General features: G+C 40.2%; 19 protein-coding genes and 1 pseudogene. 15 read left to right on the top strand and 5 right to left on the bottom strand.

From position 1 onward, the window contains the following. Positions 1 to 111: 111 nt before the first annotated feature. Positions 112 to 8,508: an SIALI-17 repeat-containing surface protein gene (locus HMPREF2987_RS02335; protein WP_075229167.1), complete on the top strand. Its 8,397-nt coding sequence runs from the start codon at positions 112 to 114 to the stop codon at positions 8,506 to 8,508. Between the two features lie 329 nt (positions 8,509 to 8,837). Here the strand turns inward: HMPREF2987_RS02335 and HMPREF2987_RS02330 are convergent, their stop codons facing one another. Continuing rightward, positions 8,838 to 9,251: a DUF6556 family protein gene (locus HMPREF2987_RS02330; protein WP_075229166.1), complete on the bottom strand. Its 414-nt coding sequence runs from the start codon at positions 9,249 to 9,251 to the stop codon at positions 8,838 to 8,840. A gap of 136 nt (positions 9,252 to 9,387) precedes the next feature. Here HMPREF2987_RS02330 and HMPREF2987_RS02325 point away from each other — a divergent pair, with 136 nt between their 5' ends. From HMPREF2987_RS02325 to HMPREF2987_RS02280, 10 genes are all read left to right on the top strand, one after another. Further along, entirely contained in the window at positions 9,388 to 10,530 is a 1,143-nt protein-coding gene (locus HMPREF2987_RS02325) for a cysteine desulfurase family protein (RefSeq protein WP_075229165.1), read from the top strand. A gap of 8 nt (positions 10,531 to 10,538) precedes the next feature. Continuing rightward, positions 10,539 to 11,753, top strand: a complete 1,215-nt coding sequence (gene thiI, locus HMPREF2987_RS02320; RefSeq protein ID WP_075229164.1) for a tRNA uracil 4-sulfurtransferase ThiI — start codon at positions 10,539 to 10,541, stop codon at positions 11,751 to 11,753. Between the two features lie 135 nt (positions 11,754 to 11,888). Beyond that, complete coding sequence (locus HMPREF2987_RS02315; RefSeq protein ID WP_075229163.1) at positions 11,889 to 12,713, top strand: alpha/beta hydrolase; 825 nt, start codon at positions 11,889 to 11,891, stop codon at positions 12,711 to 12,713. Between the two features lie 21 nt (positions 12,714 to 12,734). Further along, complete coding sequence (locus HMPREF2987_RS02310) at positions 12,735 to 13,475, top strand: esterase family protein (protein WP_075229162.1); 741 nt, start codon at positions 12,735 to 12,737, stop codon at positions 13,473 to 13,475. A 12-nt stretch (positions 13,476 to 13,487) separates the two neighbouring features. Continuing rightward, positions 13,488 to 14,654 carry an ATP-grasp domain-containing protein gene (locus tag HMPREF2987_RS02305; RefSeq protein WP_075229161.1) on the top strand — a complete coding sequence of 389 codons (1,167 nt, stop codon included), beginning with the start codon at positions 13,488 to 13,490 and terminating at the stop codon, positions 14,652 to 14,654. A gap of 158 nt (positions 14,655 to 14,812) precedes the next feature. Next, complete coding sequence (gla, locus tag HMPREF2987_RS02300) at positions 14,813 to 15,682, top strand: aquaglyceroporin Gla (protein ID WP_075229160.1); 870 nt, start codon at positions 14,813 to 14,815, stop codon at positions 15,680 to 15,682. Between the two features lie 166 nt (positions 15,683 to 15,848). Further along, a complete protein-coding gene (locus tag HMPREF2987_RS02295) occupies positions 15,849 to 16,382 on the top strand; it encodes a YutD family protein (protein WP_075229159.1) in 534 nt (177 codons plus the stop codon). A gap of 16 nt (positions 16,383 to 16,398) precedes the next feature. Beyond that, positions 16,399 to 17,484, top strand: a complete 1,086-nt coding sequence (gene rlmN / locus HMPREF2987_RS02290; RefSeq protein ID WP_049503002.1) for a dual-specificity RNA methyltransferase RlmN — start codon at positions 16,399 to 16,401, stop codon at positions 17,482 to 17,484. Position 17,485: 1 nt separating this feature from the next. After that, positions 17,486 to 17,959, top strand: coding sequence for a VanZ family protein (locus tag HMPREF2987_RS02285; protein WP_075229158.1), 474 nt, complete (start codon positions 17,486 to 17,488; stop codon positions 17,957 to 17,959). 1 nt (position 17,960) lies between these two features. Continuing rightward, positions 17,961 to 19,502, top strand: coding sequence for an ABC-F family ATP-binding cassette domain-containing protein (locus tag HMPREF2987_RS02280; RefSeq protein ID WP_075229157.1), 1,542 nt, complete (start codon positions 17,961 to 17,963; stop codon positions 19,500 to 19,502). A 250-nt stretch (positions 19,503 to 19,752) separates the two neighbouring features. Here the strand turns inward: HMPREF2987_RS02280 and HMPREF2987_RS02275 are convergent, their stop codons facing one another. From HMPREF2987_RS02275 to HMPREF2987_RS11200, 4 genes and pseudogenes are all read right to left on the bottom strand, one after another. After that, complete coding sequence (locus HMPREF2987_RS02275) at positions 19,753 to 20,556, bottom strand: peptidylprolyl isomerase (RefSeq protein WP_075229156.1); 804 nt, start codon at positions 20,554 to 20,556, stop codon at positions 19,753 to 19,755. 71 nt (positions 20,557 to 20,627) lie between these two features. Then, on the bottom strand, positions 20,628 to 21,440 hold the full coding sequence (locus HMPREF2987_RS02270) for a Cof-type HAD-IIB family hydrolase (RefSeq protein ID WP_075229155.1): 813 nt from the start codon (positions 21,438 to 21,440) through the stop codon (positions 20,628 to 20,630). A 13-nt stretch (positions 21,441 to 21,453) separates the two neighbouring features. Further along, positions 21,454 to 22,197: a DeoR/GlpR family DNA-binding transcription regulator gene (locus HMPREF2987_RS02265; protein WP_075229154.1), complete on the bottom strand. Its 744-nt coding sequence runs from the start codon at positions 22,195 to 22,197 to the stop codon at positions 21,454 to 21,456. A 113-nt stretch (positions 22,198 to 22,310) separates the two neighbouring features. Continuing rightward, a pseudogene (locus HMPREF2987_RS11200) lies at positions 22,311 to 22,833 on the bottom strand (hypothetical protein). 166 nt (positions 22,834 to 22,999) lie between these two features. Here HMPREF2987_RS11200 and rpsP point away from each other — a divergent pair. From rpsP to HMPREF2987_RS02240, 4 genes are read left to right on the top strand one after another with little or no spacing between them, the layout of a single operon-like run. After that, complete coding sequence (gene rpsP / locus HMPREF2987_RS02255; protein WP_000268760.1) at positions 23,000 to 23,272, top strand: 30S ribosomal protein S16; 273 nt, start codon at positions 23,000 to 23,002, stop codon at positions 23,270 to 23,272. Positions 23,273 to 23,291: 19 nt separating this feature from the next. Further along, the gene (kphA, locus tag HMPREF2987_RS02250) at positions 23,292 to 23,531 is read left to right on the top strand and encodes an RNA-binding protein KphA (protein ID WP_000379617.1); all 240 of its coding nucleotides are present in this window, start codon (positions 23,292 to 23,294) and stop codon (positions 23,529 to 23,531) included. Positions 23,532 to 23,574: 43 nt separating this feature from the next. Beyond that, the gene (locus tag HMPREF2987_RS02245) at positions 23,575 to 23,919 is read left to right on the top strand and encodes a MazG nucleotide pyrophosphohydrolase domain-containing protein (RefSeq protein ID WP_075229153.1); all 345 of its coding nucleotides are present in this window, start codon (positions 23,575 to 23,577) and stop codon (positions 23,917 to 23,919) included. Beyond that, entirely contained in the window at positions 23,909 to 24,460 is a 552-nt protein-coding gene (locus HMPREF2987_RS02240; protein WP_075229152.1) for a hypothetical protein, read from the top strand. The genes HMPREF2987_RS02245 and HMPREF2987_RS02240 overlap by 11 nt, the downstream gene beginning before the upstream one ends. Positions 24,461 to 24,489 lie beyond the last annotated feature (29 nt).

Raw genomic sequence — 24,489 nt, 5'->3', positions numbered from 1 at the left:
TTATTGTAGTGGAGAAAAACAAAACCCGGAGAGGACCTCTAGGTCCTCTCTTTTTCTAAAGGGGAATGAGAACGCTTACTCTTGAAGCGTATGAAAGGAAACAGGAGAAAAATGGGAAAACACTTATTTGAGAAACGGTGTCATTACAGTATTCGTAAATTTACGATTGGTGCAGCTTCTGTCATGATTGGTGCCAGTATCTTTGGTGCCGGAATGGTTCAAGCGGCAGAAAAAGAAGTTCCTGTAGAAACTGAGGGAGCAGTAACACAGGTCCAACCACTGGAAAAGTTACCAGCAGATTTAGCATCAGCTATTGATAAAGCTGAAGCAAATGCTGGTGCCGTCGAAAATAAAGCCACTGAGGTGGCAACTCAGCCAAATGTAGAAGAAACTCCGAAGAAAGAAGTAGGAACTCCGACAGTTGCTCCTCAAGCTGAAACAAAACCAGTTGTTAAGGATTTAGTTGAAACAGCAGATGTCAATCATCTAGAAAAGGCAACTGCCACAGCTTCAAACCATGAAGCCAACACACCATTTACAGCAGAAAAGGCAATCGACGGCAAACCTGATACTCGTTGGGCTACTGACCAAAACGTTGAGAAACCAACAATCGAATTTACACTTGAAAAGACAACTGTAATTAAGCATGTGGAAATTGATTGGGATCGCCGTCTTCGTGGTCAACAAAACGATCCAAATATCAAATCTTGGAATCTCTACTACGCTGGGCAAGATGATGTAAATGGTTCAGGTAACAAAGAATGGAAGTTGGCTCATCAAAGAACAGGAACACCTGTTCTTGATGAAAAGGTTGACTTAAAAGAAGCTATCCATGCTAAGTACCTTAAACTTGAAATCACAGACTATCAAGCTGGTACTATGAACTGGAAAAATGTTGGTATCCAAGAGATTCGCGCTTATTCAAATATCCCTGATGCCAGCAAACCGACAGACATTCGCCAAGTTACAGAACTAACAGTTGCTGAAGACGGTAAGTCACTTGTTTTACCGAGCTTGCCAGGAAAAGTTAGCTTGATTGGTAGCAACAAACAGGGAGTTGTTGATCTTAATAATAAAATCTACAAACCCTTAACAGACCAAACTGTTAAGGTAATGGTTCAACAAATCAAGGATACTCATACCTTCACAAAAGAATTTGAAGTCCTTATTAAAGGCTTACATGCAGACGAAGGTGTTGGAACCAAACCAGCAGTTGCCCCAGCAGTTCAACAATGGTATGGAACTGAAGGAAAATCTTCAATTACAGCAAATTCAGTAATTTCTCTGGGTGATTCAGGTTTCGATCAAGCAGCATCTATGTATCAGTTAGACCTTACTAGTCGTGGTCTAGAACTTGCTCTTGGTGGTCAAGAAGCTGAGAAACGGATCGAATTTAAAAAAGTTGAAGATAAGGGTTATGGTAAGGAAGGTTACGGAATCACTATCCAAAATGGTGTGATTACAGTAGAAGCAGCCACAAATACAGGTGCCTTTTATGCAACTCGTACTCTCCTTCAGATGGGAGAAAAAGACTTACAGAATGGTGAAATCCGTGATTTCCCAAGCTTCAGCCACCGTGGCTTTATGCTAGATACAGGTCGTAAGTTTATTCCTTATGATACGCTTGTAGATATTATGCTCAATATGGCCTACTACAAGATGAACGACTTGCAGTTGCACTTGAATGACAATTATATCTTCTTAAAAGATCATTTAGCAGGGAAAAATCTTACTCCTCAAGAGGAACTGGATTATGTCCTAAAAAATGCTAAGACTGGCTTCCGTGTAGAAACAGATGTTGTTGGTGACAATGGTGAAAAATTAACATCAAAAGAGCACTACACCAAGGAAGAGATGCAAGATATTATCAAGTGGGCAAAAGCTTTGCATATCAACCTTGTTCCTGAAATTGACACTCCAGGTCACGCTCTATCATTCGTTAAAGTTCGTCCAGACTTGATGTATAAGGGGCGACTTAGTGAGAGAAAACACAATGTAGAACGTGTGGCTATGTTGGATTTGGATAATAAGTACGATGAAACTCTTGCTTTTGTCAAATCAGTCTATGATAAATTGCTTGATGGTGAAGATGCACCACTTCATGGTGTTTCTACTGTTCATATCGGTACAGATGAGTACTACGGAAATCCAGAAAGTTATCGTCGCTTTGTAAATGATATGATCCAGTACATCAAAGGAAAAGGCTATACACCACGTATTTGGGGTTCACTTAGTGCTAAACCAGGTACAACGCCAGTTGATTGGAAAGATGTAGAAGTTGATATCTGGAGTATCGGATGGCAACGTCCAGCTGATGCTATTGCTCAAGGTGCTAAGATTATCAATATCACAGATATTCCAACCTATAGTGTTCCTAGTGGAAGCAATAGTCAAGGTGGTTACGGAGACTATGCAAGTTATGAACGCCAATACAATAGTTGGACTCCAAATGACTTTACAACAGGTGGAGGACCTCGATTAGAAGCATCTAATCCAAACATTATCGGTGGTGGTCACGCAGTTTGGAATGACAATATTGACCTTCATGAAACTGGACTTACTTCTTACGATATCTTTAAACGTTTCTTCAAGAGTATGCAGACTACTGCAGAACGTACTTGGGGATCTGATCGTGCAGGCAAGACTTTTGCAGAGCGTACCTTGCCAACAAGTGTTTATGCACCACAATCTAATCCTGATAAGACAGTATTCGAAAGTGACTTGTTCAAGATCAATCCAGAAACCATCAAAGATTATCTTGCTAAGAAAGTACAGAAGACTGAAGAAGGTTTGAACTTCGAAAAAGATAGCACTATCGAAGGTCTTGTTGGTGATGTTGGTCCGAGTCATGTCTTGAAATTGGATGTCACTGTAACTGGTGATGGTCAACAAACCTTCTCAACTAGCGGAGACAACCAACTTTATCTTGCGGATAAGGATGGCTACCTCGCTTATAAGTTTGAACAATTCCATATCCAATTTAACAAAAAACTTGAAAAGAACAAACGTTATCAAATTTCTGTCGTAACCAAACCTCAAGTGACTGAAGTTTATGTAGATGGCGAAAAAGTTGAACGTATTGCAAATCCAGCTTACCCTCGCTTTGCTCATAATAGTTTGGTTCTACCTCTTGAAACAATCGGTGGCTTCAAAGGAATCTTGCATAGTGCTGAGTTGTCAAATGAACCATTCGTAAATCCGCGTTTGATTCCAAATGATAAATTTACAGTTTCTGCAACAAGTCAGGAATTACCAGGAACCAATACTGAAGGTCCAGTAGAAAAAGCCTTCGACAATGATCCAAATACCTTCTGGCATTCAAAATGGTTTGGAGATCAGGCTCCATTCACTGTTGCAATGAACTTGAAAGCAGCAGAAAAAGTAAATGGTCTGACCTACCTTCCACGTCCAGGTGGTGGCAATGGTGTCGTAACATCTTATGAAATCTATGCTCAAAAAGATGGTCAGATGGTTAAAGTTGCCTCAGGAACTTGGGAAAATAATGCCAAAGAAAAAACAGTAAACTTTGAGGCTATTGAAACAGATAAGATAGAGTTTAAAGTTCTAGAAGGTGTGCGTGGATTTGGTAGTGCAGCAGAGATTCAACTTCTTAAGCCACTTTCTGATAGCAAACCAGAAGAGTCAGTTAGTCCAGAAAAACCTGTCACTCCTGAGAAACCTGTCACTCCAGAAAAACCTAAAGTTGAAGAAGTAAGCGATGGTACAACTGAACTTGCTGATAGCTTTGTAGCTAGCAAACCTGCTAGTGATGACGTAGTTGCTGCAGCAGTACAAAGTCAAGACTATCTCAAGAAAGAATATAAGGTATTCCCAACACCACAAAAAGTAACTTATGGTGAAGGCGTTACGAAACTCCATAAACAAGTAAATCTTGTTATGGGCGATCAGTTAGATATCTATACTCGTAACCGCTTGAAGAGTGTTCTACAAGATCATCAAATTTCATACACAAGCAGCCAAGCACCTGTAGCAGGTGCAACAAATATCTACCTTGGTGTTCATGGACAAAATTCACAGGCTGAAAAAGAAGTGTCAGGAATTTCTCAAGGATTATTTGACAAGATTGATGCCTATGCCTTGTCAATCAAGAACAATACAATCTCTATCGTCGGTAAGGATACAGATGCTGTCTTCTATGGTTTGACAACCTTGAAACACATGCTCAATGAAAGTCAAGCTCCAGTCTTGCGTAACGTAACAGTTGAAGACTTCGCTGAAATTAAGAATCGTGGCTTTATCGAAGGATACTATGGTAACCCTTGGAGCAATGCTGATCGTGCTGAGTTGATGCGCTATGGTGGTGACTTGAAGTTGACTCAATACTTCTTTGCACCAAAAGACGATCCATACCACAACAAGAAATGGCGTGAACTTTATCCAGAAGAAAAACTAGCTGAAATTCGTGAATTGGCACGTGTCGGAAACCAAAACAAGACTCGTTATGTTTGGACCATCCACCCATTCATGAACAACCGTATCCGTTTTGGCAACGATGCTGATTACCAACAAGATTTGGAAACCATTAAGGCTAAGTTCACTCAATTGATGGATGTCGGTGTTCGTGAGTTCGGTATTTTGGCCGATGATGCTCCAAGTCCAGTTGGTGGCTACAATAGCTACAACCGCTTGATGAAGGACATGACAGATTGGTTGACTGAAAAACAAGCAACTTATGTTGGCCTTCGTAAGGAAATGATTTTTGTCCCAGGTCAGTATTGGGGTAATGGTCGTGAAGATGAGTTGAAATCTCTAAATGAAAATCTTCCAACTTCAACTTCTATGACCCTTACTGGTGGTAAGATTTGGGGTGAAGTGTCTGAAAGCTTCCTCTCTAACCTTAAGAATAACCTGACTGCAGGAGGTAAGACCTACCGACCAGTTTCTCTATGGGTAAACTGGCCTGTTACAGATAACTCTAAACAACACTTGATCTTGGGTGGTGGTGAGAAATTCCTTCATCCAAATGTGGACCCTAGTCTCCTATCAGGTATCATGTTGAACCCAATGCAACAATCTGAGCCATCGAAGATTGCCCTCTTCTCTGCAGCTCAGTATGCATGGAAACAATGGAAGTCTGAAGAAGAAGCTAAGAAAGTAAATGACATCGCTTTCAACTTTGTTGAAAACGGTAAGTTTACAGATAGTGAGACATCTCTTGCCTTCCGTGAGCTTGGTAAACATATGATCAACCAAAACATGGATGGTCGTGTTGTGAAATTGGAAGAGTCTGTTGAACTTGCACCGAAATTGGCAAGCTTCATGTCTAAGTTGAAAGCTGGTCAAGATGTCAGTGCAGAGCGTCAAGAATTGCGTGCAGAATTTGCTAAACTAAAAGCTGCAGCACAACTTTATAAAGCATCTGGTGATGAGAAGATGCGTGCTCAAATCCACTATTGGTTGGATAATACCATTGACCAAATGGATGCCTTAAGTGCTCTTCTTGATGGTACAGAAGCTATCGAAACCAATGATTCTGCAAAACTATGGGATAGCTACTATAAGGGATTGAAACTATATGAACAGTCTCAAACTTATACCTTCCATTATGTAGACCATGATGAGAGAGCTGAGTTAGGTGTTCAACATATCCGTCCATTCTTGCTTGGACTTCGTGAGATCCTTGCAACAGAAGTTCAAAAAGCCTTGCATCCAGATCAAGTGATTAGTACCTTTATCACTAACCGTACAGGTGTAGAAGGTGGACTTGCTGAAGTGACTGACGGAGATCTAGGAACTCATGCCTTGATCAAATCACCAAACAGTATTCAAACTGGTGACTACATTGGCTTGAAATTTAACAAAGCTGTTCCAATCCAAAACTTGACATTTGCAATGGGAACTCAAGCAAATCCTCGTGATACCTTTAACAATGCTAAAGTTGAGTACCTCAATGAAAATGATGAGTGGGTAACCCTTTCAGAACCAAGTTACACTGGTAATGAACCTCTTCTTAAATTTGAAAATCTTAATATCAATGCAAAAGCTGTTCGAATGATTGCGACTTCAGATCGTGGAAATACTTGGTTTGCTGTAAGAGAAATTGCTGTTAACCGCCCTGTAGAAGTTACTCGTACTAAACAGTCAGCTACTGTGACTATCAGTCCAAATCTTATGTACAAGTACAACACAACGGTTGGTCAAATTACAGATGGACGTGACAATACTGAAGCCATGCTTGCAAACGCTGATAGAACAGACACAACTCCAGTCAATGGTTGGGTACAACTTGACTTGGGTGAAGTCAAACCTGTGACTAAGGTTCGTCTTGTTCAAGGATCAGGAGATAAATTAGCAGAAGGTGTTCTTGAGTATTCTGCAGATGGTAGCTCATGGCAAGAATTGGATCGCTTGACTGGTGAACAAACCAAAGAAATTGAAACTCCAATTTCAGCTCGCTACGTCCGTGTTCGCAATACTAAGAACATCAACCTATGGTGGCGTATAGCTGACTTCTCAGTTGAAACACGTGCAGGCAATAGCGAATTGACTGATACAAATGTTGAAAGCTTGAAGTCAACTCCAGTCTATGATAGCCTGGGCCGTTATGACCTGCAAATTCCAAGCGGAACTAAGCTTCCAGCTAATAGCTACTTGGGTATGAAACTTGATCGTCTTCACCAAGCTGAAAGCATTCAAGCACTTGGTACTGAAAATCCATCCCTCAACTTGGAATTCTCTCCAAATGCCCAAGAATGGTATCCAGCTGATCAAGTGACTGATAAGTCCTTGGTACGTTATGTTCGTCTGGTTAATAAGACTGATCAAGAACAAGCAGTGACAGCAACATCTCTACTTGTTAAAACAAAAGAAGTTCAACCAACAACACTTGATTCTACATCAATGGGAATCCACCCAACATACGGTCGAAATGACGTTCGTAAGATCAAGAACTTGGATCAATTGTTTGATGGTGTTTACAATAACTTTGTAGAGTTTTCAGACTATGCTCGTAAAGATGGTCATATCACCTTGAAACTTGGTAGCGAACGCGACATCAAGAAGATTAGAGCTTACATCCAAGACGGCACTCAAAACTATCTTCGTGATGGTAAGATTCAAGTCAGTCAAGATGGCAAGACTTGGACAGATGTTGTGACAGTTGGTGACGGCCTTGCTAATGAAACACGTGATGATTCCTTGACCGATGGCTGGACACATGATTCTAAGATGCCTGGAAATCGCTATATCGAGGGTGAACTTTCAAGCCCAGTTAAAGCCAACTATCTCCGTGTTCTATTTACAGCAGACTATGATGCTCGTTTTGTAGGCTTCACTGAGTTGGTTATCAATGATGGTGAATTCGTGAAACCAATCAATGACCCAACTGTAGAAGGAAACAGCGGTGAAAGCCAAGGCAACCTTTACACTAATATTGTTGATGGTAAAGTCTTGACAAGCTACAAGGCTGAGAAAGAACAAGGTGAGCTTGTCTACCACTTGTCAGAACCGACAGATGCTAACCATATCCGACTTGTTTCAAGTCTTCCTCAAGGAGTGAAAGCTCGTGTGCTTGCTCGTACTCTGAAAGAAGATAAAGCAGATGCTTGGTCAGAACTAGGTGAAATTACCTCAAGCTTCCAAACATTTGTTGTCAGAGATAAGTCTCCATTATTGGATGTCAAACTTGTTTGGGAAGGTGGCAGACCAGAGTTCTACGAAATGACTACATTCCACCAAGAACTTCCGGAAGAACCAGAGAAACCAGCTCCAACTACAAGTAAGGGTGATGAAGCAGCACCAATAGTAGAAGTTCCAGAATTTACCGGTGGAGTAAATGGTGTCGAAGCAGCTGTTCATGAAGTTCCAGAGTACACTGAAGCTATTGGCACAGCAGGCGATGAAGCAGCTCCAGTAGTGGAAATTCCAGAATACACAGGAGCAATTGGCACAGCAGGTGAAGAAGCAGCACCAGTAGTAGAAGTACCAGAATTCAAGGGTGGCGTTAACGCAGTCGAAGCAGCTGTTCATGAAGTTTCAGAATATACAGGAGCTATTGGTACAGCAGGTGAAGAAGCAGCTATTCAGGAAGTAAGCCCAGAATTCACAGGCAGTGTTAATGGAGCAGAGGCCGCTATTCATGAAGTTCCAGAGTTTACTGGCGGAGTGAATGGTGCCGAAGCAGCTGTTCAGGAAGTAAGTCCAGAATTCACAGGCAGTGTCAATGGAGCAGAAGCAGCTATTCATGAAGTCCCAGAGTTTACTGGTGGAGTGAATGGTGTCGAAGCAGCTGTTCAAGAAGTAAGCCCAGAATTCACAGGTGGTGTCAATGGAGCAGAAGGTGCTATCCATGAGGTTCCAGAATACAAAGATGAGCAGTCTCTTGTAGCTCTTACTATGTCACAAGATAAGACCTACCAAGCACCTGCAAGTCATCAATACAAACTCCCAGAGACAGGCACTAAAGAAAATGCTGGCCTTGCAGCCGTAGGTCTAGTAGGAGCACTTCTTGGTATGTTTGCAATGGGAAAGAAAAAAGAAGACCAATAAGATGATGTAATAAGCATCCAAGTCATAGAGAGTGGGACAGAAATCGGTAATTCGTTAGAATTCGATTTCGTCGTCCCACCTCCGCACAGTTGAGTAGGGCTGTAAAAGCTGATGAAATCAGCGTAGAAGAGCCCACTCAACCACTGCGTCTTGCTCGACAATCCAAAGACAATTGAGAGGATAGGACTTTTGTCCCAGCCTCAATCAAAAAAAGCGGACAAAACTAGTTTTCTGATGAACAGAATCTGGTCTTGTTCGCTTTTTTATAGGCTCGATATTGAATCATGTAAAAAACCAGTGCTGCAACAATCACTGGTTTTTGGTTATTTTTAGGAAGCCCCACTTGTAGCTGTAGTAGCTGTATCTGTTGCTTGTGTACTAGAAGGAGTGTCAGTTTGCTCTTTTTTACTTGTCGACTCTTCTTTCTTGCTTTCTTCACTGCTACTAGATTGACTTGTCGTTTCTTCTTGTGTGTTGTCCTTTGTAGAAGTATTATCCTTGTTGGGAGTAGTGTTCTCTTGAGGGGATTCCTTTTGAATCTCTTTTATGACAGTTGTCTGGGTTGTCGTAGTTTCTTTTTTAGAGTTATTATTGTTGTTGTTATTCATAGCATTCATGATGGTGATGCTTGCAGTAATCAGTCCCAGAATACTACCGATAGTAGCAATCGTTTTTTGAAAAACAGTAAATCCTTTTTTGATGTGTTCCGTTTTAGGTTTTGATGTTCTACGATAATTAGACATAATATCTCTCCTTTACTAAAAATCATTATACCGAAAATCTTTAAAAAAAACTTAAATGAACCTGAATTGCCTTTCTTGTCGCCTGAACTGTTTCGTGATACAATAGAAGGAGTGATTTTAGAAAGCGTGAGAAACCATGATTTACTTTGATAATTCGGCAACGACCAAGCCATACCCTGAAGCCTTAGAGACTTATATGCAGGTTGCTTCAAAGATTATAGGAAATCCTTCAAGTCTCCATCGTTTGGGAGACCAATCTAGCAGAATTTTAGAAGCTTCTCGTCAGCAGATTGCGGATTTAATTGGCAAGAAAAGCGAAGAAATCTTCTTTACCTCTGGTGGGACTGAAGGGGATAACTGGGTTATCAAAGGTGTGGCTTTTGAAAAAGCGCAATTTGGTAAACACATTATTGTGTCAGCTATTGAGCACCCAGCAGTCAAGGAGTCGGCTCTCTGGCTCAAGACTCAAGGTTTTGAAGTGGATTTTGCACCTGTAAATGAAAAAGGATTTGTAGATGTAACTGCTTTAGAAAACCTACTTCGTCCTGATACAACGCTAGTCTCTGTTATGGCAGTCAACAATGAAATCGGCTCAATCCAGCCTATTGAAGCTATATCAGAACTATTAGCTGATAAGCCAACGATTTCCTTCCACGTTGATGCGGTTCAAGCCTTGGCTAAAATACCAACAGAAAAGTATTTGACTGACCGAGTGGATTTTGCGACCTTCTCTAGTCATAAATTCCATGGAGTTCGTGGTGTTGGATTTGTCTATATCAAGTCTGGCAAGAAAATTACACCGCTTTTAACTGGTGGTGGTCAAGAGCGTGACTATCGTTCAACAACTGAGAATGTAGCAGGAATTGCAGCAACAGCCAAGGCACTGCGTCTAGCTATGGAAAGATTGGAATTGTTTTCTAACAAAACGAGTCAGATGAAGGAAGTCATCCGTCAGGCTCTTCTTGATTATCCAGATATTTTTGTTTTCTCAGGTGAGGAAGACTTTGCGCCTCATATTCTGACCTTCGGAATTAAGGGAGTTCGTGGGGAAGTCATCGTTCATGCTTTTGAAGACTATGATATTTTCATTTCTACAACGTCAGCTTGCTCGTCCAAGGCTGGGAAACCTGCTGGGACTCTGATTGCCATGGGGATTGAAAAGGATAAAGCCCAGTCAGCAGTTCGTCTCAGTCTAGACCTAGAAAATGACATGAGTCAAGTTGAGCAATTTTTGACTAAACTAAAATTAATTTACAATCAAACTAAAAAAGTAAGATAGGAGCATTCATGCAGTATTCAGAAATTATGATTCGCTACGGAGAGCTTTCAACCAAGGGTAAAAACCGGATGCGTTTCATCAATAAACTACGTAATAATATCTCAGACGTTTTGTCCATTTATCCTCAAGTCAAAGTGACAGCAGACCGCGATCGTGCCCATGCTTATCTAAATGGTGCCGACTATACAGCAGTTGCCGAATCACTCAAGCAAGTTTTCGGAATTCAAAACTTTTCGCCAGTATACAAGGTTGAAAAATCTGTAGAAGTTCTGAAATCTGCTGTCCAAGAGATTATGAAGGACATCTACAAGGAAGGTATGACCTTTAAAATCTCAAGCAAGCGAAGCGATCACAACTTTGAGTTAGACAGTCGTGAGTTGAACCAAACTCTTGGTGGTGCAGTATTTGAAGCCATTCCCAATGTACAAGCACAAATGAAAAATCCTGACATCAATCTTCAGGTGGAGATTCGTGAAGAGGCGGCCTATCTTTCTTATGAAACCATTCGAGGAGCTGGTGGTTTACCGGTTGGAACTTCAGGGAAAGGCATGCTCATGTTGTCAGGTGGGATTGACTCACCAGTAGCAGGTTATCTTGCTTTGAAACGTGGTGTGGATATCGAGGCTGTTCACTTTGCTAGCCCTCCATACACCAGTCCAGGTGCCCTCAAGAAAGCTCAGGATTTGACCCGTAAATTGACTAAATTTGGTGGCAATATCCAGTTTATCGAAGTGCCTTTCACGGAGATTCAAGAAGAGATTAAGGCTAAGGCTCCAGAAGCTTATCTCATGACTCTGACTCGCCGCTTTATGATGCGCATTACAGACCGTATCCGTGAAGTGAGAAATGGTTTGGTCATCATCAATGGTGAAAGTCTTGGTCAGGTGGCAAGCCAAACCCTGGAGAGTATGCAGGCTATCAATGCGGTGACTAATACACCGATTATCCGTCCAGTTGTGACTATGGATAAGCTAGAAATCATTGACATTGCGCAAGAAATTGATACTTTTGAAATTTCTATCCAGCCGTTTGAAGATTGTTGTACTATTTTTGCACCCGATCGTCCGAAGACAAATCCAAAGATTAAGAATGCGGAGCAGTATGAAGGGCGAATGGATGTCGAAGGTTTGGTTGAACGTGCAGTAGCAGGAATCATGATTACTGAAATTACGCCTCAAGCTGAGAAGGATGCAGTTGATGAGCTAATTGACGATCTCCTCTAATTAGAAAATCCAGAAGAATAGAGAAAATAAGTAGAAAAAGTTAGTTTTTTGTTCTAAAATTAGACGGAAACTGACTTTTTTTCTATTTTTGTGCTATAATAAGATAAAATTTTGAATATAGAGAGTTTTCTGACAATGAATCAATCTTATTTTTATCTAAAAATGCGAGAGCATAAATTAGTGGTTCCCTACACAGGTAAGGAGCGCCGGGTACGTGTTCTCCTCCCCAAAAACTATGATAAAGACACGGATAGAAGCTACCCAGTTGTGTATTTTCACGATGGACAAAACGTCTTTTATAGTAAGGAATCTTACGTTGGACATTCCTGGAAGATTATCCCAGCCATCAAACGAAATCCAGATATCAGCCGTATGATTGTAGTGGCCATTGATAATGATGGCCTAGGACGGATGAATGAGTATGCGGCATGGAAATTCCAAGAGTCTAATATTCCCGGTCAACAGTTTGGTGGTAAGGGAGTCGAGTACGCTGAGTTTGTCATGGAAGTGGTTAAGCCTTTTATTGACGAAAACTATCGTACAAAGTCTGACCGCAAGCACACTGCTATGGTTGGGTCTTCTCTAGGTGGCAATATTACCCAGTTTATTGGCTTGGAGTATCAGGATCAGATTGGGTGTTTGGGAGTGTTCTCATCAGCCAACTGGCTTCACCAAGAGGCCTTTGATCGCTATATGGAGCGTAAAAAACTCTTTCCTGACCAACGTGTCTTTATCTATGTTGGGACGGAAGAAGCTGATGATACGGATAAGACCCTCATGGCAGGCAATATCAAACAGGCCTATATCGACTCTTCCCTTCGCTATTATCATGATTTGATAGCAGGAGGAGTTGAGTTGGAAAATCTCTCTCTCAAGGTTCAGGCTGGAGCCATTCACCATGAAGTGCCATGGTCAGAAAATCTCCCAGCTTGCCTACGCTTTTTTGCAGAAAATTGGTAATTAGTATAAAGGAGACAGGATATGAATATTGAACATCTTAGCCACTGGAGTGGTCATCTTAACCGTGAAATGTATGTCAATCGATACGGACATGGAGGCATCCCAGTTGTTGTCTTTGCTTCCTCAGGTGGTAGCCACAATGAATACTATGATTTTGGCATGATTGATGCTTGTTCATCCTTCATCGAAGAAGGTCGTGTTCAGTTCTTTACCCTTTCAAGTGTCGATAGTGAGAGTTGGCTAGCAACATGGAAAAATGGTCATGACCAAGCTGAAATGCACCGTGCTTATGAGCGATACGTTATTGAAGAAGCCATTCCTTTTATCAAGCACAAGACAGGCTGGTTCGACGGCATGATGACAACAGGCTGCTCTATGGGAGCCTATCATGCACTTAACTTTTTCCTTCAGCATCCAGATGTCTTTACCAAGGTAATCGCCCTCAGTGGTGTCTATGATGCGCGTTTCTTTGTAGGTGACTACTGCAATGATGATGCTATCTATCAAAATTCACCAGTAGACTATATCTGGAATCAAAATGATGGTTGGTTTATTGACCGTTACCGTCAGGCTGAGATTGTGATTTGTACTGGCTTAGGTGCTTGGGAGCATGATGGCCTGCCTTCTTACTACAAGTTAAAAGAAGCTTTTGACCAAAAACAAATTCCTGCCTGGTTTGCTGAATGGGGACACGATGTTGCCCACGATTGGGATTGGTGGCGCAAACAAATGCCATATTTCCTCGGTCACATGAGTCTATAAAAGGAGTCGCTTATGAATTATCTTGTAATTTCACCCTATTACCCACAAAATTTCCAACAGTTTAGTATTGAGCTAGCTAATAAAGGAATCACCGTTCTAGGGATTGGGCAAGAACCCTACGAACAACTAGATGAACCATTACGCAATAGCTTGACGGAGTACTTCCGAGTTGATAATCTTGAAAATATCGATGAGGTTAAACGAGCAGTTGCCTTTCTTTTCTATAAGCATGGTCCAATTGACCGCATCGAATCTCATAATGAATACTGGCTAGAGTTGGATGCTGCTCTTCGTGAACAGTTCAATGTTTTTGGTGCCAAACCAGAAGACCTCAAGAAGACCAAGTTCAAGTCTGAAATGAAAAAACTCTTCCAAAAAACTGGAGTTCCAGTTGTGCCAGGTGCTGTCATTGAAACAGAAGCAGATGTTGACAAAGCTGTGAAAGAAATCGGTCTTCCCATGATTGCCAAACCTGATAATGGAGTTGGGGCAGCTGCAACCTTCAAACTTGAAACAGAAGATGATGTAAACCACTTTAAGGCTGAATGGGACCATTCAACAGTTTATTTCTTTGAAAAATTTGTTACCTCTAGTGAAATCTGTACCTTCGATGGTTTGGTGGATAGAGATGGGAATATTGTCTTTTCAACTACCTTTGACTATGCACATACACCCCTTGATCTCATGATTTACAAGATGGACAATTCTTATTATGTTCTTAAAGATATGGATCCGAAACTTCGCAAGTATGGTGAGGCTATCGTCAAGGAATTTGGTATGAAAGAACGTTTCTTCCATATCGAGTTCTTCCGTGAGGGTGATGATTATATTGCCATTGAGTACAATAACCGTCCAGCGGGTGGCTTCACTATTGATGTCTATAACTATGCGCATTCTTTTGATTTGTACAAGGGCTATGCAGCTATCGTTGCAGGTGAAACATTCCCAGAGTCTCCGTTTGAAACTCAGTATTGCTTGGCAACATCCCGTCGCGCCAATGCCAACTATGTTTATTCAGAAGAAGACTTGCTCGCCAAATACGGTCAGCAATTCAAGGTCAAAAAAATCATGCCTGCAGCCTTTGCTGAATTGCAAGGAGACTTTCTCTATATGCTAACGACACCAAGTCGTGAGGAAATGGATCAGATGATTAAGGACTTTGGTCAGCGTCAAGAATAATCAAAATTTTGACTTAACAAACTAGGTTTGTTAGGTCTTTTTTTAAGAACTAAAATAAAAGCGTTTTCCCGTAGTATTCTTTTAGAAAATCTGTTGCTAAAAGGCTTAAAAATTGATAGAATAGGGATTGTCTAAAAAATATTAAGGAGAATCTATCAATGGATTTCGCATGGGCAGTCAAATATGCCACTGAATTTTTGGGAACAGCCATCTTGATCATCTTGGGAAATGGTGCAGTTGCCAACGTTGAACTTAAAGGTACGAAAGGTCATCAAAGTGGCTGGCTCGTTATCGCTGTTGGTTACGGTATGGGGGTTATGATCCCTGCCTTGATGTTTGGTAATGTTTCTGGTAACCACATCAACCCAGCCTTCACTCTTGGTCTAGCAGTTAGCGGACTTTTCCCTTGGGCACAAGTAGTACCATACATCGTTGCACAAGTCTTGGGAGCAATCTTCGGACAAGCCTTGGTTGTTGCAACTCACCGTCCTTACTACTTGCAAACTGAAAAAGCAAACAATATCTTGGGATCATTCTCAACTATTTCAAGTTTGGACCAAGGTACAAAAGAATCTCGTTTTGCAGCAACTGTGAACGGATTTATCAATGAGTTTGTTGGATCATTCGTTCTTTTCTTTGCAGCGCTTGGTTTGACAAAGAACTTCTTTGGAGCTGAAGTCCTCCAATACATGAAACAAATGGCAACTCAAGCAGGTCAAACTGTTGACTTCTCCGACTTGGCAATTAAAGCTCAAACAGCACCTCATACAACAGCAGGTGTTGCAGTAGGTCACATGGCACTTGGTTTCTTGGTAATGGCTTTGGTTACTTCACTTGGAGGACCTTCAGGACCTGGTTTGAACCCAGCTCGTGACTTTGGACCACGTCTCCTTCATGCCTTCCTTCCAAAATCAATCCTTGGTCAACACAAGGGTGATTCAAAATGGTGGTATGCATGGGTACCAGTAGTTGCACCGATTCTTGCAGCGATTGCAGCGGTAGCAATCTTCAAATTCCTTTACCTATAATATTTATAAACTGGGATTTTCCCAGTTTTTTCTTTTTTCGGGAAAAACGAATTTTTTAGATTGGATTCTTAAATCGTCAGACTTTTTTTATTTTAAGACTAAAGGTGAAAATATCCCGAAAATATGGTAAAATAGAGTGTTAAGAAATCGTTGAAAAAGGAAAATTATGCGTAAAGAGATTGCACCTGAATTATACAATTACAATAAATTCCCTGGTCCAGAGTTTCGTGTGACTGGATCTAGGGTCGAGGCTGAAGGTTTTGCTTTTACCTTGGTTGAAAATAGCAAGGATGCTTTTGATGTAACGGCTTTTACTCAACGTTTTTCAGAAGTTTTGACTAAGTTCGACTATATCGTAGGAGACTGGAGTAATGAACAGTTGCGCTTGCGAGGCTTTTATAAGAATGAACGCGCTGAAGAGTCTTTAGAAAAAATCAGTCGCTTGCAGGATTATCTACTAGAGTACTGTAGCTATGGTTGTGCCTATTTTGTCTTAGAAAACCAAGTGCCTAAGCGGGCGTCCTTTGACCAAAAAATGCGCAAAAAAGAGGAAGAAAAAGATTCTCGAAAAGGAAAGAAACCTTCTCAAAACAAGAAAAGAAATCATACAGATAAAAGAAATAGACGACGTTCAAAAGAACAAAAATCCCAGAAAGAAGACAAGGGGCAGCGTCATTTCGTCATCCGTAAGAAGGACTAGAAAATAAGGAGAAAAGATGAAACCGTCGATTTATAGTTTAACACGTCAAGGGATGCAAGAGTGGGTCTTGGAGCAAGGAGAAAAGAAATTCCGTGCCGACCAAATCTGGGAGTGGCTTTACCGTAAACGTGTCCAGTCATTTGAAGAAATGACCAACTTGTCTAAGGATTTGATTGCCAAACTCAACGACCAGTTTGTGGTCAATCCATTGAAACAACGCATCGTGCAAGAGTCAGCCGATGGTACTGTGAAGTACCTCTTTGAGTTGCCAGATGGTATGTTGATTGAGACTGTACTGATGCGTCAACACTATGGTTTGTCAGTCTGTGTAACGACTCAGGTAGGATGCAATATCGGTTGTACCTTCTGTGCATCAGGCTTGATCAAGAAGCAACGTGACCTTAATAACGGGGAGATCGTCGCTCAGATTATGCTGGTTCAAAAATATTTTGATGAGCGTGGACAGGACGAACGTGTCAGTCATATCGTAGTTATGGGAATTGGGGAACCATTTGATAACTACAATAATGTCTTGAACTTCATCCGTACCATCAATGACGATAAGGGAATGGCTATCGGTGCTCGCCATATCACAGTATCAACTTCAGGTTTGGCTCACAAGATTCGCGATTTTGCTAATGAAGGCGTACAGGTTAACCTTGCCGTTTCTCTTCATGCTCCAAACAATGAACTTCGTTCTAGCATTATGAAGATCAACCGTGCCTTTCCGATTGAAAAACTCTTTGCAGCTATCGAGTATTACATAGAGACAACCAACCGCCGTGTGACTTTTGAGTATATCATGCTAAATGAAGTCAACGACGGAGTGGAGCAGGCACTCGAGTTGGCAGAATTGCTTAAAAACATTAAGAAATTGTCCTATGTCAACTTGATTCCTTATAATCCAGTTAGTGAGCATGACCAGTATAGCCGAAGCCCTAAAGAGCGTGTCATGGCCTTCTATGATACACTCAAGAAAAAAGGTGTCAACTGTGTCGTTCGTCAGGAACATGGTACTGATATCGATGCGGCTTGTGGACAGTTGCGTTCAAATACCATGAAGCGTGATCGTCAAAAAGCAGTAGCTGAAGTAAATCCATAAGATGAATCGAAAAACATTACTAAGTTTGGGAGTGCTTTTATACAGTCTTTGTATCGTCTGTTTTTGCTTTACTCCCCAACCTCAACTTCCTACAGGAGTGGAAACTCCAGGTATTCAAACTTTTGGACGCCTGGTTTTTCTTTTGACGCCTTTTAACTCCTTTTGGAAACTGGGTGAAGTAACCAGCCTTCTGCAGCTATTCTGGATATTTTTACAAAATGCCTTAAATATCCTTTTGCTCTTCCCACTGATTTTCCAACTTCTCTATCTCATGCCTGGTCTAAGAAATACTAAGAAAGTGATTTTGTTTAGCTTTTTATTGAGCTTGGGAATTGAATGCACGCAACTAGTTTTAGACTTTTTCTTGGACTTTAATCGAGTCTTTGAGATTGATGATTTGTGGACCAATACCTTGGGTGGCTACCTGGCTTGGCTCCTCTATAAATTACTACATAAAAACAAGATAAGGAATTAAAATGAGTATCTTAGAAGTTAAAAATTTGAGTCACGGTTTTGGTGACCGTGCGATTTTTGAAGACGTATCCTTCCGTCTCCTCAAAGGTGAACATATCGGTCTGGTCGGTGCTAATGGTGAAGGGAAATCAACCTTCATGAGCATCGTGACTGGTAAGTTGGTACCTGATGAAGGTAAGGTGGAATGGTCTAAATATGTGACTGCAGGCTACCTTGACCAGCACGCTGTGCTCAAAGAAGGTCAAACCGTGCGTGATGTCCTTCGTACTGCTTTTGATGAGTTATTTAAGGCAGAAGCACGTATCAATGAACTCTACATGGAAATGGCAGAAGAAGGAGCTGATATCGAGGCACTGATGGAAGAAGTCGGCGAACTTCAGGACCGTTTGGAAAGTCGTGACTTCTATACCTTGGATGCTAAGATTGACGAAGTCGCGCGTGCTCTTGGTGTTATGGATTATGGTATGGATACAGACGTAACAGCCTTGTCAGGTGGACAAAGAACCAAGGTACTTTTAGCTAAACTCCTCCTTGAAAAGCCAGATATCTTGTTGCTTGATGAGCCAACCAACTACTTGGATGCTGAGCATATTGACTGGCTTAAGCGCTATCTGCAGAACTATGAAAATGCCTTTGTTCTTATCTCTCACGATATTCCTTTCCTCAACGATGTGATCAATATCGTCTATCATGTAGAAAATCAACAGTTGACTCGTTATTCTGGAGATTACTACCAGTTCCAAGAAGTCTATGCCATGAAGAAATCGCAACTGGAAGCAGCCTATGAGCGTCAACAGAAAGAAATTGCTGATCTCAAGGATTTCGTAGCCCGTAATAAGGCGCGTGTCGCAACTCGTAATATGGCCATGTCTCGCCAGAAGAAATTGGATAAGATGGACCTTATCGAACTTCAAAGTGAGAAACCAAAGCCGTCCTTTGATTTTAAACCAGCTCGTACACCAGGACGCTTTATCTTCCAAGCCAAGGACTTGCAGATTGGTTACGACCGCCCACTTACAAAACCATTAAATCTTACCTTTGAACGCAATCAGAAGGTTGCCATTATCGGTGCCAATGGTATCGGTAAAACAACCCTCTTGAAGAGTCTTTTAGGAATTATACCACCAATTGCTGGCGAAGTTGAACGTGGAGATTACCTGGAACTTGGCTACTTTGAACAAGAGGTGGAAGGTGGCAATCGCCAGACACCTTTAGAAGCAGTTTGGAATGCCTTTCCAGCTCTCAACCAAGCAGAAGTTCGTGCAGCCCTTGCTCGCTGTGGCTTGACGACTAAGCACATCGAAAGTCAAATCCAAGTCTTGTCAGGTGGAGAACAAGCCAAGGTTCGTTTCTGTCTCTTGATGAACCGTGAAAACAATGTTTTAGTGCTGGACGAGCCGACCAACCACTTGGATGTGGATGCTAAGGATGAGCTCAAACGAGCTCTGAAAGAATATAAGGGATCTATCCTTATGGTCTGCCACGAACCAGACTTCTATGAAGGTTGGATGGACCAAATCTGGGATTTTAACAACTTAACTTAAAATGAGAATAAAAGAAATACAGTATCAAGATTGGATACTGTATTTTTTGTTTTTATACTCAATGAAAATCAAAGAGCAAACTAGGAAGCTAGCCACAGGTTGCTCAAAACACAGTTTTGAGGTTGTGGATAGAACTGACGAAGTTAGCTCAAAGCACTGCTTTGAGGTTGTAGATAAGACTGACGAAGTCAGTTACATATATATACGGTAAGGCGACGCTGACGTGGTTTGAAGAGATTTTCGAAGAGTATTAAGATTTAAAATCGTAGTCTTTCACTACTTCGATACTATCAATAGTGATAGCTGTAGTTGGTTTGTCTTTTTCGTCTTTTTCAGCCTTGGCAATCTTGTCAACAACATCCATGCCATCAATGACCTGACCAAAGACAGGGTGTTTGCCGTCTAGACTAGGGTTACCACCCTCTTTGTAGGCTTCGATAATTTTCTTTGGATAGCTACTTGTAGGGAGTTTGGCAGAAAAATCCGTCGTATTTTGGTTGATGAAGAACTGGCTACCATTGGAATTTGGTTGGCCAGTATTAGCCATGGAGAGAGAACCACGGATGTTATAGAGATATGGAGAGATTTCGCTCTTGAAACCAGTTCCTTGATCTTTTGTTTTGTCCTTATCGTGCCAGATGGATTCGCCACCTGTACCATCTCCTTTTGGATCACCAGTCTGAACCATAAAGCCATCAATCACTCGGTGGAAGGTAACGCCATTATAGTAGCCTTCTTTTGCGTGAGTTAGGAAATTTTCAACCGCAAGAGGGGCTAGCTTTGGAAAGAGTTTGATGCGGATATCTCCTTGACTTGTATGGAGAATGACTTCAGCCTCGTCTTCAGCAACTTCTTTAGATAGTTGTGGGAAATTGGCATTTTCATTTGTCAAGGCGTCTTTGAGATCCTTGGCAGATTGGGCAGCTGCTTTGGAACTTTCTTCAGCAGCCAAGCTAGAATCTACATAGTCATCCCCTCGCAGACTACGTTGGATACTGCTACATCCAGCAAGGGCAAAAGTTGAGATTAATAGAAGTGTTACTATTTTTTTCATGGGAATCCTTTCAAAAATCATTTCTACCATTGTACCCTAATTGAAAGTGGATTTCAAATATTCAATTGTGATCATTCCGATAGTACATACAATTTTATGGCCTTACTTACCCCATTTTGATCATTAGAATCTGTTACTTTATTTGCACAGACTTTAACATCTGTAGGAGCATTTCCCATTGCAACACCAAGTCCAGCGGTATCAATCATTGGTATATCGTTATAATTATCTCCAATACTCATAATTTCAGTGAGTGATAGTTGATAGTAGTTGGCTAATTCTAACAGAGCTTGTTTTTTTGAGACTTGATTATGTGTGACTTCAAGATAGTTATCCTTCGAAAGGTAAAAGTCAGTTTGAGGGAAATCTATTGTTGCTAATGTCTCTCTAAGTTTCTGGATAGTAGCTGCGTTATCTATTAGTAAAAGTTTATGAATAAGATTCTTTTCTTCCTGAAGAAAATCTGCTAGTGAAGTAACTTTTGGGCTCTCTCCAGTAATCTGTGCTTCAATTTCTACCCATTTATCTAAAGCATTTACGTACCAATCTTTTCCAGAATAAACATTAATTGAAACTGTCGGAAATTCTTTTGTTAAAAAATCATGTAGTAAGAGTAATTCCTTTTTATTAATAGTATGCTGACTCAGAATTTTATCTCCTGTACTAATGAGAGCACCATTATAACTTGCAATTGGAAAATCTGTGATTCCAAGTTCTTTCGAAATTGGAGCTATACCAAGAGGAGAGCGAGCAGAAGCTAGAACAAAAGGAATTTCACTTTGTTTTAAAAGTGGCATAAGCTCTAGTAAATGAGAGTCTAATTGGTGCTTTTGGTCTAAAATGGTGCCATCGATATCACTTATGATTAACTTTATTACTGACATATGTTTCTCCTTTTTAAAATAGAATAGTTGTTTTACCATCTAAAGATTGTTGAATTTCTATGTCGGGTTCTTTGTCTGTAATCCAATAATCAAAATCAGTAAGTTCGGAAAGAATATAATGAGAGTGTTTGTTTATCTTGCTGGTTTCAGCTAACAAGACGCGAATTTTACTGGTTTTAAATGCTCTTTTTTTCATTAGAACATCTTCTTGATCTTCAAAACTAACTTGTCCGTCTGAAAGACTAGCTGCACCAAAAAATGCTAAGTCAAATTTAATTCTATTCAAAGATTCGGATTCTTCTAATGAGTAATAGAAACGATTCTTTTTATGAAATCGTCCACCGATAATGTGAAAATCGACATTTTCATTTTCTCCTAAGACCAGTGCATTATCCAATGAATGACTGAAAATAGTAACTTTTTTATCTGTTATTTTTGCTAACTCAAATACAGTTGTTGAAACATCATAGAAAATTAATTGTGAATCAGAAATAAGTTGGGTAGCTAAATGAGCAATTTTCTCTTTTTCTTTGGAAGACTGTTCTGCTCGACCTTTATAACCAAGAATCCTTTGCTTTTGGATTGGCAATAAACCTCCATGAGTTCTTTTTGCTCGTTTTTCCTTTGCGAGAATAGCAAAATCTCTCCGGATGGTATCTTTGGAAACATGGAAATGGTCAATCATTTCTTTTGCTGATAGACTTCCTCTATCCTCTAAAAGTTTAATGATTTCTTCTAATCGTTGTTCTTGGTACATATGAATTCCCTCTTTTAATACTAATATACCTCCTTTGTAAGTGATTGTCAATAATTGTAATGTTTTATAAGTGTTTTAAATGATTTACAAAAAAATCAACCTGACTTGGTTGATTAAAGATTCTTCTTTGGATGGCGGTCAATGATTGCTTGATGGTCTTTGAGTACCTGTTCTCTCCTTTTGGAGTTAGTCTATAACCGCGAATCGAGAAGTGACCAGTTAATTCTTCTTTTGAAAAATGGTCATGAAGGGCTTGATTCAGGTCGGCAGCCTTCATTTTAGAAAGTCCAGTAACTCCCTTCTTCTTCAGGATATTCTTTTTCAAGGTGCTATTTAGATGGTCAAGTGAGTCAAAAGCAGTTTCGACAAGAGCATAGCCTTTCTCAACAAGCGTTTCTAATCAATGCCATAAGTGTACTCGAAGTATTTAGGAAACCAGGTTTCGGTGGTAAAAGTGCCAAACTGGATTCTCCATAGGAGAATGATATCTCCTGCTAGTAAATCATCTGCTAATAAGTCCATGTGTTATTTGGGAACGGGCTTGGGATTTAGTAGCCAAGCTTGGACATCACGATTTGGAGAGATGTAAGGTTTGACTTGATGGTCTTTGTAAATGTTCTCTATTGTAGTATTCATAAAGTTTCTCCTTCTATTTTTCCCTATTAGTCTAAAAAATTTAAAAATTTTATAGTCTGTCAAGTTTTTTTCTTGACACCTCTTAGAAATCTGCTATAATAGAACATGTGCTAAATAGCTCAGCTATTTCACCGAACTAAAAAATAAAAGAAAAGAGATATTAAAAATGGCAGTAAAAATCCGTTTGACTCGTATGGGTTCTAAGAAAAAACCTTTCTACCGTATTAACGTAGCAGATTCACGTTCACCACGTGATGGACGTTTCATCGAAACAGTTGGAACTTACAACCCACTTGTTGCTGAAAACCAAGTAACTTTGAAAGAAGACCGCGTTCTTGCATGGTTGGCTGATGGAGCTCAACCTTCAGATACAGTACGCAACATCCTTTCAAAAGAAGGCGTATTGAAAAAATTCCACGATTCTAAATTCTCTAAATAATTCTAAAGTAGGTTGACAGATGGATACGATTGAAAATCTCATTATTGCAATTGTGAAACCTTTGATTTCACAACCAGATGCCTTAACTATCAAGATTGAAGATACACCAGAATTTTTGGAGTATCATTTGGATCTTGACCAAAGCGATGTGGGTCGTGTGATTGGTCGTAAGGGTCGCACTATCTCTGCGATAAGAACGATTGTCTACTCTGTCCCAACTGAAGACAAAAAAGTAAGAATCGTTATTGACGAAAAATAAGAAAAGCGGGACGGATGTCTCGCTTTTTTGCTAGGAGAAGGATATGAAGGATTTAACAGTTAGACAACTACAAGCCTATTTGCTAGAACATTACCAGCAATCTAGAACAGAAGAAGGGCTCTTTATAAAACTAGTTGAAGAAGTTGGTGAAGTAGCCGAGGTTTTAAATGGACGTTCTGGACGAAAAAAGGGAGTTCAGGATTCTAAAGAGGAACTTGCCAAAGAACTGGTTGATATCATTCACTACACCGTCGCAATTGCAGCCATCAACGACATTGATCTAACCAAGACCATTTTTGAAAAAGACAAAAAGGCAGCTATCAAATATCAACATGAACGAGATTTGGAAGGATATTTGAAAGGAGATTTGAGAAATAATGGACACTGATTATTTTCTAAAAATAGATTGGGCAATGTATATTGATTGGTTATTGCGAATTGTACAGATTTCGACTTTTATCGGTGTAATTTTAAAAATTAGTTTCCAGAATAAAGCCTATATCAATAATATTGAAATTCAGGCAATTAAACCAATCGAGTTTGATTCCTTACATACAAGATTTCATCATATTTATGAGTTTAAACATGATGAAAATGATAAACATTATCACCATTTGATTTTTTATCCAAAGGAAGTTGATATTGAAATTGTAGAATTTTATTCTTTAGCCTATGATTCAAAAAGTAATCGATTAGTTGTTAACGATAAACTGCATACAGTTAAAAATTTAAAGAATTATACATGTCTATTGATTCATACAAATTTACCTGAGAATATACCTAGTTTAAGGATGAAATGGAAGACAAGTCAGGGTCAAATCGGGGAGTATACATTTTATAGTAATATGTATAACGGGAATATAAATATTTCTTCTTTCAAATATAAATTAACATTAAAGAGGAAACTACTAGCACTTTTGGGATTATAGCTGATTTTTCTCCAACTTGTGAAAATCCC

The sequence above is a fragment of the Streptococcus sp. HMSC067H01 genome (genome assembly GCF_001814775.1).
Lineage (GTDB): Bacteria > Bacillota > Bacilli > Lactobacillales > Streptococcaceae > Streptococcus.
Note: the sequence above shows the minus strand (reverse complement) of the source record. Positions and strands in the feature narration are given on the sequence as shown.